This window comes from Mesorhizobium sp. M1334 (assembly GCF_040317995.1).
Taxonomy (GTDB): domain Bacteria; phylum Pseudomonadota; class Alphaproteobacteria; order Rhizobiales; family Rhizobiaceae; genus Mesorhizobium.
Genome location: NZ_JAMYLM010000001.1, coordinates 684,244 through 709,229 on the forward strand (window position 1 = coordinate 684,244; position 24,986 = coordinate 709,229).

The 24,986-nt window shown below is 62.1% G+C and carries 21 protein-coding genes; 5 read left to right on the forward strand and 16 right to left on the reverse strand.

Annotated elements, in window-relative coordinates; translation table 11 throughout:
* Window positions 1–20 precede the first annotated feature (20 nt).
* From NKH17_RS03270 to NKH17_RS03290, 5 genes are all read right to left on the reverse strand, one after another.
* On the reverse strand, window positions 21–1,352 hold the full coding sequence (locus NKH17_RS03270) for a UDP-glucose dehydrogenase family protein (RefSeq protein ID WP_254816094.1): 1,332 nt from the start codon (window positions 1,350–1,352) through the stop codon (window positions 21–23).
* Between the two features lie 85 nt (window positions 1,353–1,437).
* Window positions 1,438–2,304: an endo-1,3-1,4-beta-glycanase ExoK gene (gene exoK, locus NKH17_RS03275; protein ID WP_352897440.1), complete on the reverse strand. Its 867-nt coding sequence runs from the start codon at window positions 2,302–2,304 to the stop codon at window positions 1,438–1,440.
* A gap of 131 nt (window positions 2,305–2,435) precedes the next feature.
* Window positions 2,436–2,837, reverse strand: a complete 402-nt coding sequence (locus NKH17_RS03280; protein WP_352897442.1) for a hypothetical protein — start codon at window positions 2,835–2,837, stop codon at window positions 2,436–2,438.
* 269 nt (window positions 2,838–3,106) lie between these two features.
* Window positions 3,107–4,129 (reverse strand): glycosyltransferase family 2 protein, encoded by a 1,023-nt coding sequence (locus tag NKH17_RS03285; protein WP_352897444.1) that lies wholly within the window; start codon window positions 4,127–4,129, stop codon window positions 3,107–3,109.
* A gap of 452 nt (window positions 4,130–4,581) precedes the next feature.
* Window positions 4,582–4,911: an exopolysaccharide production repressor protein gene (locus NKH17_RS03290; protein ID WP_352897446.1), complete on the reverse strand. Its 330-nt coding sequence runs from the start codon at window positions 4,909–4,911 to the stop codon at window positions 4,582–4,584.
* A gap of 549 nt (window positions 4,912–5,460) precedes the next feature.
* On the opposite strand from NKH17_RS03290, the gene NKH17_RS03295 reads away from it, so the two are divergent.
* Both NKH17_RS03295 and NKH17_RS03300 read left to right on the forward strand, forming a co-directional pair.
* Window positions 5,461–6,138 (forward strand): sugar transferase, encoded by a 678-nt coding sequence (locus NKH17_RS03295; RefSeq protein ID WP_352479827.1) that lies wholly within the window; start codon window positions 5,461–5,463, stop codon window positions 6,136–6,138.
* Between the two features lie 207 nt (window positions 6,139–6,345).
* Entirely contained in the window at window positions 6,346–7,557 is a 1,212-nt protein-coding gene (locus NKH17_RS03300) for a polysaccharide biosynthesis/export family protein (RefSeq protein WP_352807999.1), read from the forward strand.
* A 77-nt stretch (window positions 7,558–7,634) separates the two neighbouring features.
* Here the strand turns inward: NKH17_RS03300 and NKH17_RS03305 are convergent, their stop codons facing one another.
* Window positions 7,635–8,906 carry an O-antigen ligase family protein gene (locus NKH17_RS03305; RefSeq protein ID WP_352897447.1) on the reverse strand — a complete coding sequence of 424 codons (1,272 nt, stop codon included), beginning with the start codon at window positions 8,904–8,906 and terminating at the stop codon, window positions 7,635–7,637.
* A 329-nt stretch (window positions 8,907–9,235) separates the two neighbouring features.
* On the opposite strand from NKH17_RS03305, the gene NKH17_RS03310 reads away from it, so the two are divergent.
* Complete coding sequence (locus tag NKH17_RS03310) at window positions 9,236–9,988, forward strand: SDR family NAD(P)-dependent oxidoreductase (RefSeq protein WP_254816087.1); 753 nt, start codon at window positions 9,236–9,238, stop codon at window positions 9,986–9,988.
* A 40-nt stretch (window positions 9,989–10,028) separates the two neighbouring features.
* Here NKH17_RS03310 and NKH17_RS03315 read toward each other — a convergent pair whose 3' ends face one another.
* On the reverse strand, window positions 10,029–10,610 hold the full coding sequence (locus NKH17_RS03315) for a DUF1349 domain-containing protein (RefSeq protein WP_352897448.1): 582 nt from the start codon (window positions 10,608–10,610) through the stop codon (window positions 10,029–10,031).
* Window positions 10,611–10,648: 38 nt separating this feature from the next.
* Window positions 10,649–12,085, reverse strand: a complete 1,437-nt coding sequence (locus NKH17_RS03320; RefSeq protein WP_254816386.1) for an aldehyde dehydrogenase family protein — start codon at window positions 12,083–12,085, stop codon at window positions 10,649–10,651.
* Window positions 12,086–12,262: 177 nt separating this feature from the next.
* Between NKH17_RS03320 and NKH17_RS03325 the strand changes: the two genes are divergently transcribed.
* Window positions 12,263–13,294 (forward strand): hydroxyacid dehydrogenase, encoded by a 1,032-nt coding sequence (locus NKH17_RS03325; protein ID WP_352800219.1) that lies wholly within the window; start codon window positions 12,263–12,265, stop codon window positions 13,292–13,294.
* Between the two features lie 25 nt (window positions 13,295–13,319).
* On the opposite strand, the gene NKH17_RS03330 is transcribed toward NKH17_RS03325, so the two are convergent.
* The 5 genes from NKH17_RS03330 to NKH17_RS03350 all read right to left on the reverse strand — a co-directional run bounded on the left by NKH17_RS03330 (window position 13,320) and on the right by NKH17_RS03350 (window position 20,911).
* Window positions 13,320–13,805 carry a hypothetical protein gene (locus NKH17_RS03330; RefSeq protein WP_352687025.1) on the reverse strand — a complete coding sequence of 162 codons (486 nt, stop codon included), beginning with the start codon at window positions 13,803–13,805 and terminating at the stop codon, window positions 13,320–13,322.
* Window positions 13,806–13,908: 103 nt separating this feature from the next.
* Window positions 13,909–16,740: a nitrate reductase gene (locus NKH17_RS03335; RefSeq protein ID WP_352897449.1), complete on the reverse strand. Its 2,832-nt coding sequence runs from the start codon at window positions 16,738–16,740 to the stop codon at window positions 13,909–13,911.
* A 3-nt stretch (window positions 16,741–16,743) separates the two neighbouring features.
* On the reverse strand, window positions 16,744–17,073 hold the full coding sequence (nirD, locus tag NKH17_RS03340; protein WP_254816082.1) for a nitrite reductase small subunit NirD: 330 nt from the start codon (window positions 17,071–17,073) through the stop codon (window positions 16,744–16,746).
* Between the two features lie 66 nt (window positions 17,074–17,139).
* The gene (nirB, locus tag NKH17_RS03345) at window positions 17,140–19,590 is read right to left on the reverse strand and encodes a nitrite reductase large subunit NirB (protein WP_352897450.1); all 2,451 of its coding nucleotides are present in this window, start codon (window positions 19,588–19,590) and stop codon (window positions 17,140–17,142) included.
* Window positions 19,591–19,609: 19 nt separating this feature from the next.
* On the reverse strand, window positions 19,610–20,911 hold the full coding sequence (locus NKH17_RS03350; RefSeq protein WP_352807992.1) for an MFS transporter: 1,302 nt from the start codon (window positions 20,909–20,911) through the stop codon (window positions 19,610–19,612).
* A 71-nt stretch (window positions 20,912–20,982) separates the two neighbouring features.
* Here NKH17_RS03350 and NKH17_RS03355 point away from each other — a divergent pair, with 71 nt between their 5' ends.
* On the forward strand, window positions 20,983–21,267 hold the full coding sequence (locus NKH17_RS03355; protein WP_352807991.1) for a hypothetical protein: 285 nt from the start codon (window positions 20,983–20,985) through the stop codon (window positions 21,265–21,267).
* Window positions 21,268–21,548: 281 nt separating this feature from the next.
* Here the strand turns inward: NKH17_RS03355 and NKH17_RS03360 are convergent, their stop codons facing one another.
* The 3 genes from NKH17_RS03360 to NKH17_RS03370 all read right to left on the reverse strand — a co-directional run bounded on the left by NKH17_RS03360 (window position 21,549) and on the right by NKH17_RS03370 (window position 24,650).
* The gene (locus NKH17_RS03360) at window positions 21,549–22,346 is read right to left on the reverse strand and encodes an ABC transporter ATP-binding protein (RefSeq protein WP_352897452.1); all 798 of its coding nucleotides are present in this window, start codon (window positions 22,344–22,346) and stop codon (window positions 21,549–21,551) included.
* An 11-nt stretch (window positions 22,347–22,357) separates the two neighbouring features.
* Window positions 22,358–23,254 carry a nitrate ABC transporter permease gene (gene ntrB / locus NKH17_RS03365; protein WP_352649802.1) on the reverse strand — a complete coding sequence of 299 codons (897 nt, stop codon included), beginning with the start codon at window positions 23,252–23,254 and terminating at the stop codon, window positions 22,358–22,360.
* 79 nt (window positions 23,255–23,333) lie between these two features.
* Window positions 23,334–24,650 (reverse strand): CmpA/NrtA family ABC transporter substrate-binding protein, encoded by a 1,317-nt coding sequence (locus NKH17_RS03370; protein WP_352479815.1) that lies wholly within the window; start codon window positions 24,648–24,650, stop codon window positions 23,334–23,336.
* Between the last annotated feature and the right edge of the window lie 336 nt (window positions 24,651–24,986).

A 24,986-nucleotide genomic window follows, 5' to 3' on the forward strand; every position in this document is an offset into this window, starting at 1 on the left:
CTTGCTGGACCGCCCTAGCGTCACGCCGCCATTCTGCCGATGCTGTGGTATTCGATGCCGTGGCGGGCAATGACCTTGGGGTCGTAGAGATTGCGTCCGTCGAAGATGACGGGCCTGGTTAGCGCGTTCTTCAATGCATCGAAGGACGGCGCGCTGAAACTCTTCCACTCGGTCACGATCAAGAGCGCGTCGGCGCCTCGCAGCGCGGCCTCCTTGGTGCCGCACAGTTGCAGGTCGTCGCGCAGCCCGTAGATCGCCTGGCATTCCTGCATCGCCTCCGGATCATAGGCCTGGACATTGGCACCGGCGGCCCAGAGCGCTTCCATCAGCGTGCGGGCCGGGGCCTCGCGCATATCGTCGGTATTGGGTTTGAAGGCCAGGCCCCACAGCGCAAAGGTCTTGCCTTTGAGATTGCCCTTGAAATAGCGGTGCACCTTCTCGAACAGGACCGACTTCTGCTGGTTGTTGCGCTCCTCGACGGCACGCAGCAGCTTGGCGTCGAACTTGACGGCCTCGGCGGTCTTGATCAGGGCACGCACATCCTTCGGGAAGCACGAGCCGCCATAGCCGAGGCCCGGATAGATGAAGTGGTAGCCGATCCGCGGGTCGCTGCCGATGCCCTTGCGGACCTCCTCGATGTCGGCGCCCAGTTGCTCGGCCAGGTTGGCCATTTCATTCATGAAGCTTATCTTGGTCGCCAGCATGCAATTGGCCGCGTATTTGGTGAACTCGGCACTGCGCACGTCCATCACGATCATCTTTTCGTGGTTGCGGTTGAACGGCGCGTAGAGCTCGCGCATCACCGCCTCGGTGTCCTCGTTGCTGGTGCCGACGATGATGCGGTCGGGCTTCATGCAGTCGCTCACAGCGGACCCTTCCTTGAGGAATTCCGGATTGGAGGCGACGTCGAAAACCAGATCCTCGCGCCCGCGCGCCTTCAGCGTCTCGGCGATCCTGGCCTTTATTCTTTCGCAGGTGCCGACCGGCACGGTCGACTTGCCGACGACGATCTTGGGCGCGTCCATCTCACGACCGATGGCCTCGGCGACGGCCAGCACATATTTGAGGTCTGCCGAACCATCCTCGCCCGGCGGCGTGCCGACGGCGATCATCTGGATCTGTCCATGCTTGATCGCCGCGGCGGCGTCGGTGGTGAACTTGATGCGGCCGGCGGCATGGTTCTCCTTGACCATATTTTCGAGACCGGGCTCGAAGATCGGGACATGGCCTTGGTTGAGCCGTTCGACCTTTTTTGCATCGATGTCGACACAGACCACCTGGTGGCCGACTTCGGCAAGCACCGCCGCCTGTACAAGACCGACATAGCCGATTCCAAAGACAGTCAAATTCATTCGGTTTCATTCCTGTTCAAGGCTTCGGGCCTGTTCAAGCTTCGGTTTTCCGACCACCTTCGGCCCGGCCGGTTCAGATGCGCTTCTAGTTTGTGTTGCATGCCAGCGATTCCGGGAATTGACAGGGCTGGCCGAGCGCGGTGAATGCAACGCGATCCACCTGCATGGTGAGCTTGCGGCCCGGATCCGAGAACGGCCCCATCCAGCCCTTCATCGTATCGCTGCCCCACAGGCTGAAATAGATCCTTTGCGAATGGGTGGGCAGCTTCGCCGGATCGGTGATCTCGTGGACAAGCTTGCCGTTGACGTACCAGCGCAGCCGGTCCTTTTCCCAGACGAAGGCGTAGTCGTTGAAGGCCTTGTCGGTGCCGCCGGCGACGTCGACCAGTTTCTCGTTCTTGCCTTTGCCGGCTATGTAGGCGTTGACCTGAACCTTGGACGTGTCCTTGGTCAGCACCTCGAAGTCGATTTCATCATGCGGCTGCTTGTCGGCATCGCCGACGAAGCTGAAGAATGCCGCGTTGACGCCGGAGCCCGTGTCGGTCTTCATCCGCGCCTCGTAGGTGCCGTAGCCGAAGCGCTGCTTGGTCTGGATCTCGGCGCAGGCGAATTCGCGATCCTTCAGCTTGCGCTTCTCGAAACCGAGCGTCAGCATGCCGTCGGAAAGCCCGATCAGGTTTTTGGACCAGGTGCAGTTCTGATGCTTGCCGTTCGTCCAGCCGTCGGAAATGTACCAGCGCGCGCGACTGAGGCTGGTGAAATCATCGACAAAAGACGGCGCGGTTGGCAGATCCTGGGCACGGACGGGCACAAGGCCCGCAACCAGGCTGACGAGAACGATCAGCAGAAACGCGCCGTCTGAACGGAGCGGCCGCAGCTTGCCTGGGATCGGGCGCGTGAACGGGGTGCCGCGGGGTGCCGGGGCGGACGTGCTTTTAAGATCTGCATTCATATCAAAACTCACCTTGTGCTATGCGCCCCCAAAGCGATCGTTCGAACCGTGACGAAACAACCTGATCTTGACCTCTGTCGCTCCCAAGCTCCGTGTTGTGCCTAAACCATTGCGCCGACCCGGGTGTTCGCTCAGCCTGTGCCGGAATCGGCGGGCTTCACAAAATCAGTCCTGATGTCGGGACCGTTCTGCCGCTTCGGCTCGAAGATTTCATCCAGCGAATGACGGAGATCCTTCATCATCTGCATCTGGCGCGACAGCGCTGCGATGCGCCGCTCGCAATTCAGAATCGACCTGGTCAGTTCGCCGACTTCGGAAGACCTGCGCGAGGAGACCGAACCGTTCTCCATCGCCTCGACCAGAAAGGCGGCATTGGTGGCCGTTGTCCTGTAGCGGTTCTCAAGTCCGCTCTTCTCCGCCTCGATTTCGGCCGCGACCTGGTCCAGCAGCTTTGCCAAGCGATCGAGGCGCGAGGTGTCCGTCTGAGTGTCGCGCGCCGGATCTCTCGATCGGAAGCGAAAGATCGAGGCCATGTAGTCAGCGCCCCGTCATCGTCGAGCTGGTGAACGGCCTTAGAGCCCGTCCACATTCAAAAGACATTTCTTGCATCGTCCAGCTCCTCCGACAGGGTATGTCTCGGGCCAGTTCCGTTGGCCGTCCACAATTGCTGCACCGCAACATAGATTGCCATTCCCGGCGCCCATAGGCAACCACCTAGATCGTAAACTCATGAATCTCGTTGAAATGGTGCGAGCCGACCTAAGGGTAACGGAGTGGCTACTGCCATCGCACGTTGACGGGCCTAGCTATCGCTGGCCGTGCTGGTTCCGGCCATGAGGAAGCGCAGCGGCGGCACATGCTGACGCTTCGCGGCGAGGCCAGCGCGGCGAAACAGCGCATCCAGCTTGTCGGAGGCAACGCCGCGGACGACGGCTGTGAGGTTGGACGAGCCGGCCAAGGCGTAGGCCGCGGCCGGTGCCAACCCGCGCTCAGCCTTCACGTCTAAAAACTTCCGCAGCCGGTATTTGTCGCGGATGTGCCGCTCATGCCTTCTCAGCACAGCCTTCGATGCCTCCGGCAAACTGTCGATCGCAAGCAGTGCCAGGTCGGCATCGGCCAGATGCTTCAGGTCCTGGGTCTTGTGCCGTCCGCTCAGCGAATCGGCGCGCACGATCGCGCCGTAGCCACAGGATTTAATGACCTTGAAGCGCGCGCCATGGGCAACCGCGCGCGCATAGAGTTCATAGTCTTCACCCAGGCGCAGCTTCTCGTCGTAGCGCAGCCCATGCCGATCGAGGAAGGCGCGGCTGATCACTGGCTTGAGGAAGCCCAGTTCCCCTCGTTGCACACGGCGCCTGGAGATATTGCCGTCGACGAAGCCCTCGAAATCGAGGAATTCCGGCTCGGGCGAGAACGGTGGAGCAACGATTTTCGAAACGTCGGTTGCCGCGTCATCCCTGACAAGCATGATGTTGTCTGCGGCGAAATCCCAATCGGTGCTGGCGAACAGTCTGTGAAACCTGCCTTCGAAAAAGAAATCATCAGCGTCCAGAATGCTGATGAACGGCGACCTGGAACCGGCTATCGCGGCGTTGCGTGCAAAGGAGGGGCCGCGATTGACGTCGAAGCGGATGACGGAAAGGCGGCCCGTGCCGTCGCCGGCTGCGTGGGCGACTTTCGCCGTATCGTCGGTGGACGCGTCATCGACGACGACAACTTCCGCAACCTCAGGTTCGCGTAATGCCGATGCAATGGCAGCCGAGATTGTCCGCGCCGCATTGCGTGCGGCGATGATCACGCAGACCTGGAATGATGTCATGGACATGCCTCTCGTTTGCAGAAGTCGTTGCGGATTTCCTCGCCCCGTCAGCTCAATGCCCCACCGCCCATTCTGAAATGCATCGGCCCAAACGCCTATGCTGCAATTGCGAAGCAAGCATCGCCAAAATCATCGGCGCCGTCCAGTTTTTCATTTTGCTGGGTGTCATGGCCCGGTTGGGCAGGCGGCGAGCCTCAATCGGGATGGCTCCAGAAATGCACCGCTTGGCAGAGCCGTTCCTACACGCTCCAGAGCGCTCGACTGGCGGAAAACCAGTTGCTGATCCTCGCCGACCGGACGGCGGCGGCGCCGAGCGAGCGCGTCGAGGCCCGCAGTGTCAAGGAAACGAAAGAACAGGAATGCCGACTGCCGGTGTTGTCGAGGCGAGCAATTCGTCAGAGGACCGACGAGCTTAACCACAGGTCACATGGACATCGCAGACCCGGCCAGGCCCGAAATCAGTGAAGGCCTCTCCTTGCGCTGAATTTCTCGCCTTCGGCCGCCTCGTTCGAACTCAGCGTTCGTTCAGCGTCGCGAATTTTGTCGGCCGGGGTCGGGGCATTTCTGGCGACCATGGCAAAGACCAGTAGAAAATAACCCATTTGGATGACTATGGCACAGCCGACGACGCGAAACAGCGTCGTGCCGAGCGAGGCGCCGCCCAAATAGGACCAGACGATCACGATCGCCAGCGCAAAACACATTCCGATAATGAACTTTGGCAGTGACATACCCGATAGCCCATCCACCGGCTCGGGAAAAAATGTCGACAAGCCCACCCCGAGCACCTCCCTTAAACTCTGCGAGCTTATTTAGGTTGCCCGCTTCTGGCCGGTTGCTTCCGGCCTAGCCCAATCTGTCCATAGTCCGACAGAAACAATTTGCAACTCTATTAAGCCGCGCAATAGCCGGCAAGGGCAGCTGCGGAATAAATTTTAAACGAATCCTCGGGATCGACTCTGCCATGGTGCAATGCACACGTCGGCATCACCACTGATTGCCGGATATCGACTCGCTCCAGTAAGATTTATGATATCGACTAGTATTTTATTGCAACATCAGTCGTTACTTTGAAACTCTAAATGACGACAAAGCTCCACAGCAGGGTATAAATGAGCGATTCGCCTAAAACAGCCTCAAAATTGGACCAGCTTTTCCAAAATTGCCCATAATCCGTCTCTTTTGCGACATAAAGGCGAAATTTTGTGCAGGACGAGTTTATTATTTAGTCAGTTCATGACGCGACTATTACAGCCGTCTGGGAAATTGTGTGTTGCGCTGCAGCATTTTTTTGGTATCGTGCGATAAACCATCCGTTCAACGTATGGAGTTTACGCATGAGGGACGTAGCCAAGCCGGCCGATGCGGATTTTTCGCAGGCCGGTGTCGATTTTCCGCCACCGATCGGCGGCCTGCTCAAACGCAGCTTCGATATTGCCGGTTCGCTGATCGGCCTGGTCGCTCTCAGCCCGCTGTTCGTGATGATAGCGCTGCTTGTCAAGTTTTCCGATGGCGGGCCGATTTTCTATGGTCATAGCCGGATCGGCCGCGGAGGACGGATTTTTCCGTGCCTCAAGTTCCGCACCATGGTTCCAGACGGCGAGCGGGTGCTTGCTGCCTATCTCGCCGCGAATCCGGAGGCCAGCGCCGAATGGATCGCGACCCGCAAGCTGAAGAACGACCCGCGGATCACCCGCGTCGGAGCGGTGCTGAGGAAGCTCAGCCTCGATGAGTTGCCGCAGATCATCAACATCCTGCAGGGGGATATGAGCCTGGTCGGGCCTCGTCCCGTGGTGCGCGACGAGCTGGAGATTTATGGCAATTCGGCCGTCTATTACCTGAAATCGCGCCCCGGCCTGACCGGGCTATGGCAGGTCAGCGGACGCAACGACGTTTCCTACGACAGCCGCGTCGCGTTCGACAGGCACTATGTCGAGAACTGGTCGATGTTCGAAGACATTCGCATCATCATCAAGACCGTACCTGCGGTCTGGATGTCGCGAGGCTGCTACTGACGGCCGCTTGCTGGCCGTACATCGAGGAGCAGCTGTCCAGAATTCGGGCCCGGAACTCAGGCCCCTAACTCAGGCATCGGCAGCTCATCGGGCGGGGCAAACCAGATCGGAAACGCTCAGTTGAAAGCAGATATAATCGATATCTTTTGCACCGGCATTCTCTCCAGACGCATGCGGCGAGTACGGCTTTTGACGACTTGCCTTACAATGGCGACCGGCCTGACGCTGTCGCTAGCCCTGCCACAGTTTGCCTTCGCCGACGACTATCGCCTAGGAGCACAGGACAAGCTGACCATCCGCGTGGCGGAATGGCAGACCGTCGAAGGCACGTTCCGCGACTGGTCGGCCATCAATGGAGAATACACGGTCGGGCCCGCTGGAACCTTGTCGGTTCCCTTCGTCGGCGAGATGCCCGCATCCGGCAAGACGACTTCGGAGATCGCCGCATCGCTCGGCGAGGCGCTGCAGCGCAAGCTCGCTCTGGCCGACAGGCCGGAGGCTTCCGTCGAAATGGCGCAGTACCGGCCATTCTACATCTCCGGCGAGGTGCAAGCGCCTGGCCAGTATCCTTGTGTGCCTGGGTTGACCGTGCTGAAAGCGATGAGCATTGCCGGCGGAGCCCGGCGGACCCCGGAGAGCGGACAGCGCTACGATCGCGACCTGATCAATGCCAAGGGCAATTTCGACGTACTACAAGACCAATTGGTCCGGCTGACCGTCAAGCGCGCTCGCATCGAAGCGGAACTGGCGGACAAGCCGACATTCGCGGTGCCGAAAGAGGTGGCCGACGATCCGAAGCTGCCCAGCATCGTTGCCGATGAGACGGCGATCCTGGCGGCCGACCAGAAGAAACTCAAGCTGCGCTTGCAGGCGCTCGACGATTTGAAGGCGCTGCTGCAGAGCGAGATCGATTCGCTGCAGAAAAAGATCGTCAACCAGCAGAAGCAGGTTGATCTGGCGAAGGAGCAGCTCAACGGCATCGGCTCGCTGGCGCAAAAGGGCCTGGTCGTCAACACACGGGTTTTGAACTCGCAGCAAACCATCGCCGACCTTGAGGGCCAGATCCTGGATTACGAAACGGCGATTCTCACGGCCAAGCAGTCGATCAGCAAGGCCACCCAGGACGCCATCGATCTCGAGAACACTCAGAACTCCAGCCTCGCGACCGACCGGCAACAGACGGAAGCCGATCTCAACGAGGTGACGCTGAAGCTGAACATGGAAAAGGCCCTGATGTCCGAAGCCTTGTCGGGCAGCCCCATGCCGCAATTCTATGGCAACAACGAACCAGCGGCCTTGTCTTTTTCCCTGGTGCGGGTGGTCGACGGCAAGACCAGCGAAATCACCGCCGATGAAGACACGCCGGTGCTGCCAGGGGACGTGATCAAGGTCAAACCGGCGCCCCTGGCCATCCAGTAGCTTCTTTCCACCGGAGCGAAGCACCAACCCCGTGGGCAGCGGTCTGCGGGGTTTTTGCCGTTTGGGATCCGCCCGCTCTAGCCTCGCACGGCGTCCGGTTCCTCCAGATGGTCCACGGCGCTCCACCGGGAAGGAGCGACGGCCGGCACCCTCACCAGCTTGAAGTAGCTATAGTACAGCAGGAACGATCCCATGATGTAGGGATTGAGGGTCTCGACCTCGACGAAGGATCGGATGAACAGAAGCACCATGACGCCGGCAAGAATCACGGAGTCGGCCTGCCATGTCCTGAATATCAGCGCCGAGACGTGACCCCAGAGCGTGCGCAGGATAATCAGCGAAAGTAGCGTCGCGCCGACGAAGCCGAGTTCCACCAAGGTCTCGATGTAGGTGTTGTGGAAGTGGAAGCCGCTTCGCGCGGCGATGTAGAATTCGTTCCACAGCCGCTCGGCCTCGGAGAAGCCCTGCACCCAATAGGCGGCGTAGCCGACGCCGAGCATGGGCGATTGCTGCGCGGCATTCCAGCCCTGCTGCCAGAGGTAGGTTCGTCCGGTGAGCGTCGAATCCTTGCCGAAAAGGCCAAGGACAAAGTCCATCAGCCCGAGATTCAGCGCAATCACGGTGCAGGCGACCAGCCCGCCCGCACCGATCATGAAAATCACCCGGCGATGGCGGAGCGAAAGCACCTTGCCGATGGAAAGCAGGGCGACCAGAGCGAGAACCGCCGGGGTCGATGCCATCGAAGTGGCCGAATGCGACACGACCAGTAGATAGCCTGATAGAAGGACAATCGGTACGATCAACAAAAAGCTTGTCCGGCCCCGCCTGAGAAAGGCGAGGTAGACAACGCAGAAATAAATGCCAAGCGATGCGACAAAGCCGATCTGGTTCTTGGAGCTGAACGCGCCGACGAAATTGTACGTCCCATCGAGAACGTCGTAGGAATAACTCGCGACCTTGAGCGAGTAGAGCAGGACGATGAAAATCCCGATCAGGGCGCCTATGGTCAAGGTCCGGACGCTGACGGTGCGTGCGGCAATGTAGGCGCAGGCGATATGGGAACAATATTGGACGGCCGTCCTTGCCGTGGTGCCGGGAGCTGCCGACCAGAACACCGAGAAGCAGACATAGGTTGCAAAGGCCAGCGGAAGCCAGGCGCTGGAAGCGTGCCTTAATATCTTGCGGTAGTCGACCAGGATGAGCGGCAGCCAGACTGCATAGTAGGCCAGGATCATGGCCTGGCCGAAAATGGTCGAGTAGGAGAACGCCCAGATCGAGACGGCAACGGCAAAGCTGCCATAGACCGTGTTCTTGTCCGGATCGATCAACAGAGATTTTGGAATCTTCATCTCGGTATCGGTTTTCCGTCCTTGCGGCTCAATGCCGATTCATGGGCCCATTTCATGGGCCGATTCATCGGATCGATGGGAGCCTCCCCTGCAGGCGCTCGCATTGTGCAGTGCAATATAACGCATCCGGCGCCGCCTGTCACCCGAATGCCAACTGGGCGCGTCGTTCCTGCAGTTCTCGCAATACCGGACGAGACGATTTGGCCAGGAGGCAGTGCCGTCCAATTGCCCGGTGCTGGCCCATCACAAGCTGTTCTGAGGCTGCGAGTCCGCGCTTGAACTTGTCCGCCGTTGACTTCACATTCGCCGCCGATTGGGAGGAAGACGACATGCCGATGAGTTTCGCGGGACGATTTGCCGGACGATCCGCTGTTATCACCGGCGGCGCCTCAGGCATCGGCCTGGCCGTCGCGCAAAGGATTACTGACGAAGGCGGACGTGTTTCGGTCTGGGATCGCGATGCCGCCCAGATCGAGCAGGCCAAGGCCATTGTTCCAGGCCTGCACAGCGTCACCCTCGACGTCGCCGACCCCATAGCGGTCGAAGCCGCCGCCGGAGAGACGATCGAAGCGCTGGGCGCGGTCGATATCCTTGTCACCAGTGCTGCCATCACCGGGCCTAACATGACGACCTGGGAGTATTCCGTAGAGGATTGGCGCCGGGTCATCGACATCAATATCAACGGCGTCTTCTTCTGCAACAAGGCGCTGGTCCCGCATATGCTCGAACGCAATTACGGCAGGATCGTCAACATCGCCTCGATTGCCGGCAAGGAAGGTAACCCGAACGCCTCGGCCTACAGCACCTCCAAGGCGGCGGTGATCGGCATGACCAAATCGCTCGGCAAGGAATTGGCCAAGACCAAGGTGACGGTGAACTGCGTCACGCCGGCGGCTGTGCGCACCGCGATCTTCCAGCAGATGAGCCAGCAGCACATCGACTTCATGCTGTCCAAAATACCGATGGCGCGCTTCGGCGAGGTCGGGGAGGTGGCGGCGCTGATTTGCTGGATCGCCTCCGAGGAATGCTCGTTCACGACGGCTGCCGTCTTCGACGTCTCCGGCGGCCGGGCGACCTACTGAGGCCGGCCCGACGCAAACCGCCCGACGGCATCGCGGCGCCTCAGTCGTGAAGCTCCCGCGAGATCGGCGGGCCGATCGAAAAATCGCTGAATGTCACTTCGAAACCCTCGCGCTGCGGCGAACAGCACATCATGCCGACATCGACCGTTTTCGACGGCGGGACATAGGCAAGCCGCACCGGTTTCCAGTGCTTGTCGGACGCGTCCAGATACTGGACGCGGATCGTCTCGGCATGGCGGGTCAGGCGGATCCTGACCCCGTCGGGGTCGGCGGGAATGCTGGCCAGCGACCAGTCGGAGGCATCGTTGGTGACGACGACGGAAAAATACATCAGCCCGTCGGTGTATTCGATGCCGGCCTTGATCCAGTGCGTCTCGCTCAGGCGGACCATAAGCCCGGCCTGATCGTAAAGCACCTCATAGTGCCCCTTGACCGTGACTTCGGCGCTGAAATCGCCCTCGACCTCACGATAGAGGAAATGGCCATTGTCGCGCCAGAAGCCGTAGAACGTCTCGCGCCAGAAGTCGGTCTCCTTGCCGGTCCGTACATGCACCGTATTGTTGCCGAAGGCGTGGTGCGGCGGCGGATTGAGCCAGGTCAGGGCCGTATTCTCAGATGTCATCGATTTGCTCGCCTGCCTGGCTGGTCTGCCGTCTTTTCTTAGCCGGCAAACGTGTAAGCGGTCTTCACCGTGGTGTAGAACTCTGCGGCATAGCGGCCCTGCTCGCGCGGGCCGTAGCTCGATCCCTTGCGTCCGCCGAAAGGCACGTGGAAGTCGACGCCGGCCGTCGGCAGGTTGACCATGACCATGCCGGCTTCCGAATTGCGCTTGAAGTGCGTGGCATGCTTGAGGCTCGAGGTGCAGATACCGGAGGTCAGGCCGAACGGCGTGTCGTTGGCCACCGCCAGCGCCTCGTCATAATCCTTGACGCGGATGACGTTGGCGACCGGTCCGAAAATCTCCTCGCGCGAGATGCGCATGGCGTTGGTGGTTTCGGTGAACAGCGCCGGCTGCAAATAGAAGCCGCGGGTTTCACGATCGAGCCGCTCGCCACCGAAGGCAAGGTCCGCACCTTCCTGACGGCCGATGGCGATATAGTCTTCGTCCTGTTTGAGCTGGCTCTGGTCGACAACCGGCCCGATCTGGGTCTTGGCATCGAGAGCGTCGCCGACGACCAGCTTGGCCATGCGGTCCTTGAGCGCCTCGACGAAGCGGTCGTGGATGCCGTCCGTCACCACCAGCCGGGACGACGCCGTGCAGCGCTGGCCGGTCGAGAAGTAGGCACCGTTGATAGCGCAGTCGACGGCGACGGCAAGGTCGGCATCGTCGAGCACTACAAGCGGGTTCTTGCCGCCCATTTCGAGCTGGAACTTGCGCATGTGCTCGACGCTGGCGGCGGCGACGCGCTTGCCGGTGCCGACCGATCCGGTGAAGGTGATCGCGTTGAGGTCAGGACTGTCGAGCATGGCCTGGCCGACCACCGAACCTTTGCCCATGACCAGATTGAGCACACCCTTGGGCAGCCCGGCGCGGTGCAGGATGTCGACAATGGTCCAGGCGCTCTCCGGAACGAGTTCCGCCGGCTTGAAGACGATGGTGTTGCCGTAGGCCAGCGCCGGAGCGATTTTCCAAGCCGGAATGGCGATCGGGAAATTCCACGGCGTGATGATGCCGACGACGCCGACCGCTTCGCGGGTGATCTCGACGCCGACGCCGGGCCGCACGCTCGGCACCAGCTCGCCCGAAAGACGCAGCGTCTCGCCGGCGAAAAAATCGAATATCTGGGCGGCCCGCACGGTCTCGCCGATGCCCTCGACCAGCGTCTTGCCTTCTTCGCGCGCCAAGGCCCGGCCGATTTCATCTTTCCGCGCGGTGATCTCGTCCGACGTCTTCCTCAGCACCGCATGGCGGGCCAGCAGGCCCGATCGAGACCACGCCGGAAATGCCGCTTTCGCCGCCGCGATGGCCTGCCGAGCGTGCTCCGCGCCCCCCGATGCATATTCGCCGACCACGTCGTCGAGATTGGACGGGTTGATGTTGCGGGAGCCGGCATCGCCTACCCACTCGCCATCGATGAGGTTCTTTCGAAACGGGATCATGTCGCTGTCTTCCTTGTCGTCCTTCGATCGCCGTCTATCTGGACCACCGACCGCCGCACCGCAAGGCCGAAGAAGGCAAACTTCTCCTTCTCGACAGGCATGTGATAGGTGTCGGGGGCGGCAAAAGACGATTCTAGTGTGGTGCGACGCGGATCGCACGGGAGGTGAAGTATCATGTCCGACAGCGCCTTGCCCCTGGTGATCAGCGCACCCGAACCGCGCACGCTCGACCTGATCTTCACGCCGGCCGCGCTGGCGAACTTTCGATCGAAATACCGCATCGTCGAAACATCGCCCGAAGCGGTGGCGGCGCTGCCGGCCGATATCCTTGGCGAGGCGCGCTACATCGTCGGCCAGCCACCTATCGCGCCGGAGACGCTGGAAAAAATGAAGGCGCTGCGCTGCATCTTCAATGTCGAGAGCAACCTCATCAACAACATGCCCTACGAGACGCTGTTTTCGCGCGGCATCCATGTCGTCACCACCGGGCTGGTCTTTGCCGAACCTGTGGCCGAACTCGGCCTTGCCATGGCGCTCAACCTCGCCCGTGACATCGTCGACGCCGACCTCGCCTTTCGACAGGGCAAGGAGCGTTGGGGCGGCGACGGCAACCGGACGGCGCGGCTTCTTTCCGGCGCGGACGTCGGCATCATCGGCTTCGGCGATCTTGGCCGTGCGCTTAACCGGCTGCTGTCGGGCTTTCGCACGCGGACAAAAGCCTTCGACCCGTGGCTGCCGCCGTCGATCCTGATCGAAAACGGCGTCGAGCCGGCCTCTCTCGACGACGTTCTGTCGAACAGCGATTTCGTCTTCGTCGTCGCTTCGGTGACCAGCGAAAACCAGGGCTTCCTCGGCGCCGAGGCGTTTGCCAGGATGCGCAAGGGAGCCGCTTTCATCCTGCTCAGCCGAGCCGGCGTGGTCGATTTCCCGGCACTGATGGACGCCGTCCGCAGCGGCCATATCGTCGCCGCCAGCGATGTTTTTCCTGAGGAGCCGCTTGCCCAGGATCACCCGGTCCGCACATTGCCGGGGTTCCTGCGCTCCGCCCACCGGGCCGGTGCGCTCGACATCGCTTTCAAGCGGATGGGCGACATGGTGCTGGAAGACATGGACCTGGTCGACCGCGGCCTGCCGCCGATGCGTTCGAAGCGGGCCGAGCGTGAGACCGTTTCGCGAATGCGCTCAAAGCCGGTCGACAAGAATTAAGCCGCCTGCCGACGGTCGCACATGCTCAGACGGTGAAGGACCAAAACAGGCAGGCCAATGTTGCTGTGGCGAAGACGACGAAGAACAGGCTTCGCAACAGGATGTTGCGGCGCAGCTCGTTGATGAAGAGATGGCATCCGACGACGGCTGCGACAAACAGGAACCGCCAGTTCAGCAGTGCCGGGAGCACATCGCGCTGACCGAAGGCAAATCTGGCGGCGAGACATCCAACGATGACCGCAAACAACACGATGATCGTCCAGAAGATCGCATCGGCGGCATGTGTCAGGACGATGCCGGCGAGCCTGATCGGCAGAACCATCATCAGCAGTGCGCTGAGAAAGTAGACCGCCGCGAGCGGAATGAACGCCCCCGCATCGGCGACGTCGCTCAAGCGCTTGGCGCCGATCGCGCCATAGGGATAGCCATGCCTGGCCACCGCCAGGCTGAGCGCCATCAGCAAGGCCGTCAGCACGGCGGCAAGCGCGAATGAGGTCAGGGCTTTGCTCATGAGGCTCCCGTTCCGAGCGAATCGAAGTCAGAACGTTGGTAGCCCATGTTTTGTAAATTGCTAGTAAGCATCATGCAGCGGCGCGGCAGAGTTCCTCGGCGCATCACTCCGCAGCTTGCAGACGCCGCCCGTCGATAATGGTCTTGATCTCGGCGCGGCAAGAGCCGCAATTGGTGCCGGCGTGAAGGACGGCTCCGATTGCCGCGACGCTGGTACAGCCGCCGCGTACCGCTTCCGCGATCTGGTTGCCACCGACCCCGAAACAGGCGCAGACGATAGCACCGCGGTCGACGCTGTTGCCGCCCGGCCGCCCGGCGACAATCGCCAGTCGCGCCTGCCGATCGGCATGGTCAGCACCAAGTTGTTCGACCGCCCAGCCGCGCGACACCGCTACCGGCGTAGGCGCAAGATAGAGCGCGCCGACCAGCCGATTGCCTGCGAAACGGGCGAAGCGATGGTGCCTGCCGGCGATGTCGTGATAGGCGAGCGTCTCGCCTTCCATGCCTAACAGCGCGGCGGCCAATCCGGTCCAGTCGCGGCTGTCCTGCAGCGCAATTTCAAGCCGCCAGCCGGCGGGGCTGCGGGCGAGGCTCCAGTAATCGGCGTCGATCGATGCGGGCCGTTCGGCGAGCACGGCGAAGCCGAAGGCTGTGGCGGCGAACCGCTCGATGCGGGCAGCAACATTCTTCGAGGCCGGTTGGCCTGAAATCGCATCGGTCGTCGGCGCGACCAACGCATCGACGCGCGCGCGGGCGGAGAACTGATCGGTCCAGTGCATCGGTACGAATACAGAGCCTTGGCGTTGACGCACCGTCACCAGAGCGCGGACCAGCACCTCGCCATGGGCAGTCGAGACGCGGACGATCTCGGCATCGCCGATGCCGAAGTGCTGCGCATCCGACGGGTGAATTTCGACGAACGGTTCGGCCATGTGCTGCGACAAGCGCGGGCTCCTGCCGGTCCGCGTCATGGTGTGCCAATGGTCGCGCACGCGCCCGGTGTTGAGCACCAACGGGTAGTCCAGGCTGGTGCGGGTTTGTGCGGCTGGGCGGATGGCAATGAAGCGCGCCTTCCGGTCGGGCGTGTAGAAGCTGCCGTTGGCGAAGAAGCGGGTGCTTTTGTCCTCCGGCTGGCGCCACGCACCCCCCTCTGGCCTGCCGGCCATCTCCCCCGCAAGGGGGGAGATTGGCAGCTTTGGCGCCGGCTCTCCCCTTGCGGCATTGGAGATTAGCGAAGGCCGTGATGATAGCCGATCTCCCCCCTTGCGGGGGAGATGGCCGGCAGGCCAGAGGGGGGTGGCTTGGCTCGGCGCTGGCCACTGGAATGGCGCCAACTCCTCATAGGTCTCTGCATCCACATCGGCATAAGCGCCGATGTCGAAATCGCGAGCACTATCATTCTCGAATGCCGACAACGCCGCGTGCTCGGCGAAGATGTCGGCCGGCGACACATGCGAAAACGCCTCGCCAAAACCCATCCGCTTGGCGACTTCGGCGATGATCCACCAGTCGGCTCTTGCCTCGCCGGGCGTGGCCAAAAAGGCGCGCTGGCGCGAGATGCGGCGTTCCGAATTGGTGACGGTGCCGTCCTTCTCGCCCCATGCCGCCGCCGGCAGCCGGACATGGGCGTGGCGGACCGTGTCGGTCTCGCCCAGCACGTCCGACACCACGACAAACGGGCAGGCCTTGATCGCCGCTTCGACGGCATCGGCATCCGGCATCGAATCGACTGGGTTGGTCGCCATGATCCACAGCGCCTTGATGCGTCCGTCGGCCACCGCCTCGAACATCTCGACCGCTTTCAGGCCGGATTTTTCGGCGACGGCTGGCGCGTTCCAGAAGCGCTGCACGCGGTTCCGGTGCTCGGGGTTTTCGATCTCCATGTGGGCGGCCAGCATGTTGGCCATGCCGCCGACCTCACGGCCGCCCATGGCGTTGGGCTGGCCGGTCACCGAGAATGGCCCGGCGCCGGGCTTGCCGATGCGGCCGGTGGCTAGATGGCAGTTGATGATGGCGTTTACCTTGTCGGTGCCCGAAGACGACTGGTTCACGCCCTGGCTGTAGACGGTCACCGTCTTCGCCGTCGCGGCAAACAGACTGTAGAAGCGGGCCAGTTCATCCTCGCCAAGGCCGGTGGCCGCGGCGATGCCGGCCAAGTCGAGCGCCGAGGCGGCGAAGAGCGCTTGCCCGAAGCCGGTCGTGTGCGCCGTGATATAGGTGCGGTCCAACGCGTTGTGCTGGCCGAGATAGGCGAGCAGGCCGGTGAACAAAGCGACGTCGCCATCGGGCGCGATCGCCAGATGCATGTCGGCGATGTCTGACGTCATGGTGCGGCGTGGGTCGATCAGCACCACCTTCATCTCGGGCCGCTTTTCCCGGGCCGCGACGATGCGCTGGTAGAGCACCGGATGGCACCAGGCGAGATTGGAGCCGACCAGCACGATCAGGTCGGCAAGTTCCAGATCCTCGTAATTTCCCGGAACGGTGTCCGAGCCAAAGGCGCGGCGGTGGCCGGCGACGGACGATGCCATGCACAGGCGCGAATTGGTGTCGATATTGGCCGAGCCGATAAAACCTTTCATCAGCTTGTTGGCGACGTAATAGTCCTCGGTCAGCAACTGGCCGGAGACGTAGAGGGCGACCGCGTTGGGGCCGTGCTCGGCAATGGTTTGCGAGAAGGTCGAAGCGACAAGGTCGAGCGCTTCGTCCCAGCCGGTGCGGCGACCGTGGATTTCCGGATGAAGCAGCCTGCCTTCGAGATCGGTGGTCTCGGCCAGCGCCGAGCCTTTGGAGCAGAGCCGGCCGAAATTCGCCGGGTGGTCGGGGTCGCCACGAACGGTTATTTCACCGTCCGCGGCGACCTTCGCCAGCACGCCGCAGCCCACCCCGCAATAGGGGCAGGTGGTCCTCACCTCGCGCGCTTCATCAATCTGCATGGTTCACGCCGCGCGGCTGGCCAGCGCTTCCAGCGCAATGAACAGCCGCTCGCCGTCGATCCGCACCGCGATGGTGCGCACCGCGCCCTCGTCGGCGCCAAGCGCCTTGCCTGTCTCCAGCGAGATCACCCAATTGTGCAAGGGACAGGTCACAGCCGTGCCATGGACGATGCCCTGGCTGAGCGGCCCACCTTTGTGCGGGCAATGGTCATCGATGGCAAAGACCTGATCGTCAGCCGTACGAAAGACGGCGATCTTGCCTTCGGGCGTTGCCACGCAGCGCGCACCGCGACGCGGAATGTCAGACAGGGAGCCGATCGATACCCAATTCATGTGGCCATTCCTCTTTTGCGCGTATTCTTGTCCGAAAACCGCATTCCACTTTTCGGGGACACGCGCCTACTCCGCCGCCTGCGCAAAACCGACCGAAGCCATCGGCCGGAATTCATGCTTGTCCTTGCCGGAAGCACGTTCCGACCACGGGTCGACCTGCGCGAATTTCTGCGAAAAGACGAATCGGTCGAAATAGGCCTTGCGCTTCTCGCCATCGTCCATGATCTGACGCTTGATCTCGGCGATGCCGATGCGCTTGGCCCATTTGTAGATGCGCTCGAGATAGCGGCCCTGCTCGCGATACATCTGCGTCAGCGCCACGATATGCTCCAGCGCCTCGTCCTCGGTCTTGACCAGGCCAAGCACTTCGGTGCCCTTGATGTCGAGGCCGGCGGCGCCGGCGAAATGGATCTCATAGCCGCTGTCGACGCAGATCACGCCGACATCCTTGCAGGTCGCCTCGGCACAGTTTCGGGGACAGCCCGACACCGCCATCTTGACCTTGGCCGGCGTCCAAGAGCCCCACATGAATTTTTCGATACGGATGCCCAAGCCGGTCGAATTCTGCGTGCCGAAGCGGCACCAGTCCGAGCCGACGCAGGTCTTCACCGTGCGCAGTCCCTTGGCATAGGCGTGGCCGGAGACGAAGCCGGCCTGACCGAGATCGGCCCACACTGCCGGCAGGTCTTCCTTGCGGATGCCGAGCATGTCAATGCGCTGGCCGCCGGTGACCTTGACCATCGGAATGTCGAACTTGTCGACGACATCGGCGATGGCGCGCAATTCGGCGGCGTTGGTGACGCCGCCCCACATGCGCGGCACTACCGAATAGGTGCCGTCCTTCTGAATGTTGGCGTGGACCCGCTCGTTGATGAAGCGCGACTGATAATCGTCGGCGTATTCGTCGGGCCAGTCGCAGACGAGATAATAGTTGAGCGCCGGCCGGCATTTGGCGCAGCCGCAAGAGGTCTTCCACTCCAGCTCCTGCATGACGGCGGGAATGGTCTTCAGGCCCTTGGCCTTGATCAGCCGGCGGACCTCGTCATGGCCAAGCGAGGTACAGCTGCACATCGGCTGGACCGCCGCGGGGTTGTATTTGTCGCCGATGGTCAGCACCATGAGCTTTTCGACCAGCCCGGTGCAGGAACCGCAGGACGCCGACGCCTTGGTGTGGGCGCGCACATCGTCGAGCGAGGTCAAGCCCTTGGCCGTGATCGCGCCGGTGATCTTTCCCTTGCATACGCCGTTGCAGCCGCAGATTTCCGCATCATCCGGCAAGGCTGCAACGGCCGCCATAGGGTCCAGAGGGGGGCCTCCCTGGTAGGATTGGCCGAAGATGAGCGTATCGCGCATCTCGGATATGTCGGTCTGCTTCTTCTTGAGGTCATTGAACCAGGCACCGTCCGTCGTCTCGCCGTAGAGCACGGTGCCGATGATGCGGTCGTCCTTCAGCACCAGGCGTTTGTAGACGCCGGCGGCGGCATCGCGCAGCACGATCTCCTGGCGGTCCTCGCCCTCGGCGAAGTCGCCGAGCGAGAACAGGTCGATGCCGGTGACCTTGAGCTTGGTCGGCGTGTCCATATGGACGAAAGCCGCCGCCTCGTTACCAGCCAGCTGGCTGGCGGCGACGCGCGCCATCTCATAGAGCGGCGCGACCAGCCCGTAGACCTGGCCGTTGACCTCGGCGCATTCGCCGATTGCGTAGATGTCCGGGTCGTTGCTGCGCATGCCGGCGTCGACGACGATGCCGCGATTGACGGCAATGCCGGCTTCTTTTGCCAGCACCGCGTTCGGCCTGATACCCACCGCCATGACGACGAGCGTTGCGGGAATGACGGTGCCGTCGGCAAGCTCCACCCGCTCGACCTTGCCGTTGCCGGTGATCGCCTGCGTGTTGGCCTTGGTGATGACCTTGATGCCGCGCTGCTCGACGGCACGCTGCAGGAGATAGCCTGCGGCCGGATCGAGCTGACGCTCCATCAGCGTCGGCATGACGTGCAGCACGGTGACGTCCATGCCTTGTGAGTTCAAGCCCGCTGCCGCCTCAAGCCCAAGCAGGCCGCCCCCAATGACGACAGCCTTGGCCCGCGACTGGGCGGCAAGCATCATGGCCCGGACGTCGTCCAGATCGCGATAGGTGAGCACGCCCGGCAGGTCATGGCCGGGCACCGGAATGATAAACGGCACGGAGCCGGTGGCGATGACGAGTTTGTCATAAGGCTCGGTCACGCCATGATCGGAGGTGACGGTCTTTGCCTGCCGGTCGATGGCGACGATCTTGTGGCCCTTGTAGAGGGTGATGCCGTGCTTGATGTACCAGCCGTCGCCATGGATGATGATCTCCTCATAGGCCTTTTCGCCCGACAGAACCGGCGACAGCATGATGCGGTCGTAGTTTACGCGCGGCTCGGCGTTGAAGATGGTGACCTGGTAGCGCCCAGGCGCCTTTTCCAGGAGATGCTCCAGCATGCGCCCGGGGGCCATGCCGTTGCCGATGATGACGAGTTTCTCGGTCATGTCCTGATCCACTCCGCTCTCACTCAGCCGCGTAGGAAAGGCCTGAAGCTTCGGCAGACGCCGTGCGCTCCATCCGCCGGATGGAGAAATGCATCCAGGCAAAGCAGGTGGCGACGATGACGAAGAGCAGCATGAAGCAGCTGGACCAGACGCCGGTGAGGTCGTTGAGCACGCCGAAGGCGATTGGCAGGATAAAGCCGCCGAGCCCGCCAATCATGCCGACAACGCCGCCGACCGCGCCGACACTCTGCGGATAGTAAGCCGGGATGTGCTTGTAGACGGCGGCCTTGCCGAGGCTCATGAAGAAGCCGAGCACACAGGCAACGGCTATGAAGGCGAGCGGGCCGATCTCGAAATGGAAGGCGATCGGCCCGCTGATACCGCGCACGACGTAGTCTGCCGAGGGGAGAGACAGAACGAGAGTCGCGACGGCACTGACAGCGAAGGTGCAGTAGAGCACGGTGCGGGCGCCGATCCGGTCGGAAAGCACGCCGCCATAGGCGCGGAAAATACTTGCCGGAATTGAATAGGCCGCGCCGATCATGCCGGCGGTCGCAAGCCCGAAGCCGTAGACGCCGATCAGGTAGCGGGGCAGCCACAACGACAGCGCCACGAATGCACCGAAAGCGAAGAAATAATACAAGGCGAAACGCCAGACCTGCAGGTTCTTGAGCGGCGCGAATTCCTGCAAGAAGCTTCTCGCGGGTGCAGCCTTGCCGTCGCGGCGCTCGCGAATGACCGGATCGTCGCCGGTCGTGAACCAGAAGGCGGCGGCCATGACGACAAGTGCTGCCGCCCAGATCAGCGCGACCGACTGCCAGCCCCAGGAGAGAAGCACGAACGGTGCCAGGAACTTGGTGACCGCGGCACCGACATTGCCGACACCGAAAATGCCAAGCGCCGTACCCTGCTTGCCGGCCGGGAAGAAGCGCGAGACATAGGCGACACCGACGGCGAAGGAACCGCCGGCGAGCCCAACGCCTAGCGCGGCGGCCAGCATCTGCCCGTACGTGTGCGCAAACGCGAGCAGGAAGGTCGCGACCGCCGCCGCAAGCATGGTCGCGGTGTATACCAGCCGACCGCCAAAACGGTCGGTCCAGACACCGAGCACCATACGCACGAGCGAGCCGGTGAGGATCGGCGTGCCGACGAGCAGGCCGAACTCCGTCTCGTTCAGCCCCAGCTCCTGCTTTATGCGCACGCCGATGATTGAAAAGATCGTCCACACCGCGAAGCAGACGGTGAAGGCGATGGTGGACATCACAAGCGCCTGCCGGGGAGCAGTGTCCTGGCTGCGCGCGGCTGGGAGATTTGCGGTCATTTTCTGGCTCCGGTTTGCGGCGAGGGAGGCACCGCCCTTGGCTGTTCGTTCGCGACTGTCAGCGGCGCGGCATGGGCGAACTGGTTGAAACCGAGCTGTGCACGGTCACTTCGAAACCTTTGCCGTCAGTCTTGGCGCCAGCGGGAAAGAGCACGAGCGCGGCGGTGAACAGCGCGTTGCTGGCCAGAAAAATGGCGGCGCGTGAATTCCGCGAGGCACGCGCCAGTTCCGATCCGTTTCGTCATCGTCGTCTCCGGTTGGCGCCGCTTGGGACCAGCGCCGTCGATTGCGTCAAAACAAAAAAGCCGCCGGCCAGGTCTTCGCGTCCGGGATTCCGGGAGCGCGTGTGGACCTGAGCGGCAGCTTTGCCTGTGGCGCCCGCCATTGGACGCCGTGTCACTTGGCCCTTGCGGGCCCTACATTTTGGAAAGCAGGAAGCGTGCCAATTCGACAGCGCTCTTAATTATCGAATGAAATCAATATGAACCGCAGCCGCGCGACTTTTGACCAAGCTCGGCAGCGGATCAAAGATTAGTCAAAATGCCTTGCACAGCAGCATAATATTTGTGCAATGCGGTAGATTGCCTATTGCCGATGCAGATTTCCAATGATGATGACGCGTTTTCCCGTTAGGGCCTCACTCCGCGGCTTCGACGAAGCGGTGGCGTTCGTAGAGGAATTTCAGCACCGCCTCGCGGCAGCGCAGGAAGGTGCGGTCGGAGGAAAGCTCGATGCGCCGACGCGGCCGGGCCAGCGGCACGGGAAGAACCTCGCCGATGGTGGCCGCCGGCCCGTTGGTCATCATGACGATGCGGTCGGACAACAGCACCGCCTCGTCGACATCGTGAGTGATCATGATCGTCGTCGAGCCGAGTCTGGAATGGATATCCATCACCGCGTCCTGCAGATGCGCACGGGTCAGCGCGTCGAGCGCCCCGAACGGCTCGTCGAGCAAAAGAATCTTCGGCTCCATCGCGAGCGCGCGCGCAATGCCGACGCGCTGCTTCATGCCGCCCGAAATCTCCGCTGGGCGCTTGTCTTTCGCATGCGCCATCTGCACGAGATCGAGATTGCGCATGATCCAGTCATGCCGTTCGGCCCGGCTCTTTTTGCCGCCGAAGACCTTGGATACCGCGAGGTTGATGTTTTCGTAGACGGTCAGCCATGGCAGCAGGCTGTGGTTCTGGAACACCACGGCGCGTTCGGGACCGGGGCTGTCGACCTCCTTGTCTTCCAACAGAACCGCGCCGGCCGAGACCTTGGTCAGCCCGGCGATTAGATTGAGCAAGGTCGACTTGCCGCAGCCGGAATGGCCGATGATCGAGACGAATTCGCCCTTGTCGATGGTCAGTCTTATGTCCTTCAGGACCTCGCTGACCTGGCCGCCGCGCATGAAGGATTTGTCGATATGGTCGAGTTTCAGATAGGCCGTCATCGTCCCTCTCCTCACTTTGCCGTTGTGCCGCGGGTGACGAAGACGCCGACCGACGCGACCAGGCGGTCGAGGCAAAAGCCGGTGACGCCGATATAGGCGAGTGCGACGATGATGTCGGGCAGCCGCGACGAATTCCAGGCATCCCAGATGAAGAAGCCGATACCGACGCCGCCGGTCAGCATTTCGGCGGCGACGATGGCAAGCCAGGACAGACCGATGCCGATGCGCAAGCCGGTGAAGATGTAAGGTGCCGCGGCCGGCACCATGATCTTCACGAAGAATTCGAGCTGGTTGAGCCTGAGGATGCGGGAGACGTTGCGATAGTCCTCTGGAATGTTGCGGACGCCGACGGCGGTGTTGATGATCACCGGCCAGATCGAGGTGATGAAGATGACGAAGATTGCCGACGGGCTGGAATCGCGGAACGCCGCCAGCGACAGCGGCAGCCAGGCGAGCGGCGGTACCGTGCGCAGGATCTGGAACACCGGATCAAGGCCGCGCATCGCCCAGATCGACTGGCCGACCAGAGCGCCGAGCGCGACGCCGACGACCGCCGCAAGGCCAAAGCCGATGGCGACGCGCTGCAGCGAGATCAGCACCCGCCAGGCGAGCCCAATGTCCTGCGGGCCATTGTTGAAGAACGGATGGGCGATCAGGTCATAGGCCTCGTTCCAGACCTGGCTTGGCGGCGGTAGGCTGGCCGTCGGCGACGAACAGGCGACCTGCCAGACGACGAGCATGATGGCGACGACGATGACCGGCGGCACCAGCGTGCTGGCCAGCTTGCCTGCGATTGCGGCCGGATCGAAGCGACGCCGCGTCCTGGCGGTGAAGGCGATGATTTCGGCAGGCTTGGCAGGCGCGGGGAACGGCTTCACCTTGCGGTCCTTGATGGCTTGGATAGACATTTCTCGAACGTTCCTTTGGCGGCGACAAGGGCGCCGTTGCGCTTGCGGCGACAAACGGCGCGAGCGCCGTTTGCACCGTTCAGGCCGATGCCTTGATCTTCAGGCTGTCGAGATAGGCGGACGGGTTCTCCGGATCGAACACCTTTCCGTCGAAGAAGGTCTCGACGCCGCGCGATGAAGACGCCGGGATATCGGCCGCGGCGACACCAAGAGCCTTGGCCGCTTCGCGCCACAGATCCTCGCGATTGACCTGGGCGACCAGCGCCTTGATGTCGGTGGTCGGCGCGAACTTGCCCCAGCGGATGTTTTCGGCGAGGAACCAGCTGTCGTGGCTCTTGAAGGGATAGGACACGCCGCCCTGCCAGAACTTCATGTAGAGATCTGTGCCGTTGGCGACGCGGCCATTGCCGTAATTGATGTCGCCCTTGAGGCGGCCGATGATGTCGGCGGTCGGCACGTTCATCCATTGCCGCTTGCCGATGATGGCGGCCATCTCGTCCTTGTTTTCCTTGGCTTCGCACCATTGCTGGGCTTCCATGACGGCCATCAGGATCGCCTTGGTGGCGTTCGGATACTTGTCGATGAAGGCGGCGCGCAGGCCGAGCGCCTTTTCCGGATGGCCCTTCCATAGCTCGCCAGTGGTGGCGGCGGTGAAGCCGACGCCCTGGTGAACGAGCTGCTCGTTCCACGGCTCGCCGACACAGAACACGTCCATGTTGCCGACTTTCATGTTGGCGACCATCTGCGGCGGCGGCACGACGATGGTCGAGACGTCCTTGTCGGGATCGATGCCGCCGGCGGCCAGCCAGTAGCGCAGCCAGAGGTCGTGCGTTCCGCCCGGGAAGGTCATGGCGGCCTTGACCTCCTTGCCAGCGGCCTGTTTGGCGGCGAAGGCATCCTTCAGCCTGGAGGCGTCGAGGGCGACGCCGGTGGCGGCATATTCCTGGGCAACGGAAATGCCCTGGCAGTCGTAGTTGAGGCGCGCCACGATCGCCATCGGCAGCGGCTGCTTGTTTTGCGTCACCTTGCCGGTGTGCATCAGATAAGGCATCGGCGTCAGGATATGGGCGCCGTCAATGCCGTTGGCTTCGCCGCCGAGCACCAGATTATCGCGCGTCGCCCCCCAGGAGGCCTGCTTGAGCACCTCGACATCGGGCATGCCGAATTTCTCGAACAGGCCTTTCTCCTTGGCGATCATCAACGGTGCTGCATCAGTCAATGCGATGAAGCCGAGCTTGGCGCCCGTGACTTCCGGTACGGCGGTAGCCGCATAGGCGCCGGAGGGCAGCAGCGCACGCGCCGCGGCCAGCGTTGCCGCGGCGGCCGCGCTGATCCTCAGGAAATCGCGGCGGCTGATCGCCGTTTGGGCGGAATGGCTATTGGTGCTTTTCGTCATCGTCATCTCCGGTTGGGCGCGGCTTGGGATCGGCGCCGTCGATTGCGTGTTCGACCAAAACAAAAAAGCCGCCGGCCAGGCCTCGCGCGTCCGTCCATCCGGGATCGCGTGTTGACCTGAGCGGCAGCTTTGCCTGTAGCGCCCGCCATTGGACGCCTATTCCGTGACCCCGAGAAGAGTCTGCCTATTGCAACGCAGGAACCGTGCCAGTTTCGGAATGGATGATAAACATCAATGAGATCAACGGCATGCCAAAATCGTCGGCGCCCCGGCCCGCCGGGCGAGCAAGCCAAAGATTGTTCATTAGCGCAGTTGCACGCACATTTTTTGTGCAGT

Excerpts from the sequence above, each read along its gene's own strand:
- nirD (WP_254816082.1), bottom strand. The coding sequence starts at position 17,073 with ATGAATTGGGTATCGATCGGCTCCCTGTCTGACATTCCGCGTCGCGGT.
- NKH17_RS03300 (WP_352807999.1), top strand. The coding sequence starts at position 6,346 with ATGGCGACCGGCCTGACGCTGTCGCTAGCCCTGCCACAGTTTGCCTTC.
- NKH17_RS03280 (WP_352897442.1), bottom strand. The coding sequence starts at position 2,837 with ATGGCCTCGATCTTTCGCTTCCGATCGAGAGATCCGGCGCGCGACACT.
- NKH17_RS03350 (WP_352807992.1), bottom strand. The coding sequence starts at position 20,911 with ATGACCGCAAATCTCCCAGCCGCGCGCAGCCAGGACACTGCTCCCCGG.
- NKH17_RS03305 (WP_352897447.1), bottom strand. The coding sequence starts at position 8,906 with ATGAAGATTCCAAAATCTCTGTTGATCGATCCGGACAAGAACACGGTC.
- NKH17_RS03315 (WP_352897448.1), bottom strand. The coding sequence starts at position 10,610 with ATGACATCTGAGAATACGGCCCTGACCTGGCTCAATCCGCCGCCGCAC.
- NKH17_RS03270 (WP_254816094.1), bottom strand. The coding sequence starts at position 1,352 with ATGAATTTGACTGTCTTTGGAATCGGCTATGTCGGTCTTGTACAGGCG.
- ntrB (WP_352649802.1), bottom strand. The coding sequence starts at position 23,254 with ATGTCTATCCAAGCCATCAAGGACCGCAAGGTGAAGCCGTTCCCCGCG.
- NKH17_RS03360 (WP_352897452.1), bottom strand. The coding sequence starts at position 22,346 with ATGACGGCCTATCTGAAACTCGACCATATCGACAAATCCTTCATGCGC.
- NKH17_RS03330 (WP_352687025.1), bottom strand. The coding sequence starts at position 13,805 with ATGAGCAAAGCCCTGACCTCATTCGCGCTTGCCGCCGTGCTGACGGCC.
- NKH17_RS03310 (WP_254816087.1), top strand. The coding sequence starts at position 9,236 with ATGCCGATGAGTTTCGCGGGACGATTTGCCGGACGATCCGCTGTTATC.
- NKH17_RS03285 (WP_352897444.1), bottom strand. The coding sequence starts at position 4,129 with ATGTCCATGACATCATTCCAGGTCTGCGTGATCATCGCCGCACGCAAT.
- NKH17_RS03355 (WP_352807991.1), top strand. The coding sequence starts at position 20,983 with ATGGGCGAACTGGTTGAAACCGAGCTGTGCACGGTCACTTCGAAACCT.
- exoK (WP_352897440.1), bottom strand. The coding sequence starts at position 2,304 with ATGAATGCAGATCTTAAAAGCACGTCCGCCCCGGCACCCCGCGGCACC.
- nirB (WP_352897450.1), bottom strand. The coding sequence starts at position 19,590 with ATGACCGAGAAACTCGTCATCATCGGCAACGGCATGGCCCCCGGGCGC.
- NKH17_RS03370 (WP_352479815.1), bottom strand. The coding sequence starts at position 24,650 with ATGACGAAAAGCACCAATAGCCATTCCGCCCAAACGGCGATCAGCCGC.
- NKH17_RS03325 (WP_352800219.1), top strand. The coding sequence starts at position 12,263 with ATGTCCGACAGCGCCTTGCCCCTGGTGATCAGCGCACCCGAACCGCGC.
- NKH17_RS03295 (WP_352479827.1), top strand. The coding sequence starts at position 5,461 with ATGAGGGACGTAGCCAAGCCGGCCGATGCGGATTTTTCGCAGGCCGGT.
- NKH17_RS03335 (WP_352897449.1), bottom strand. The coding sequence starts at position 16,740 with ATGCAGATTGATGAAGCGCGCGAGGTGAGGACCACCTGCCCCTATTGC.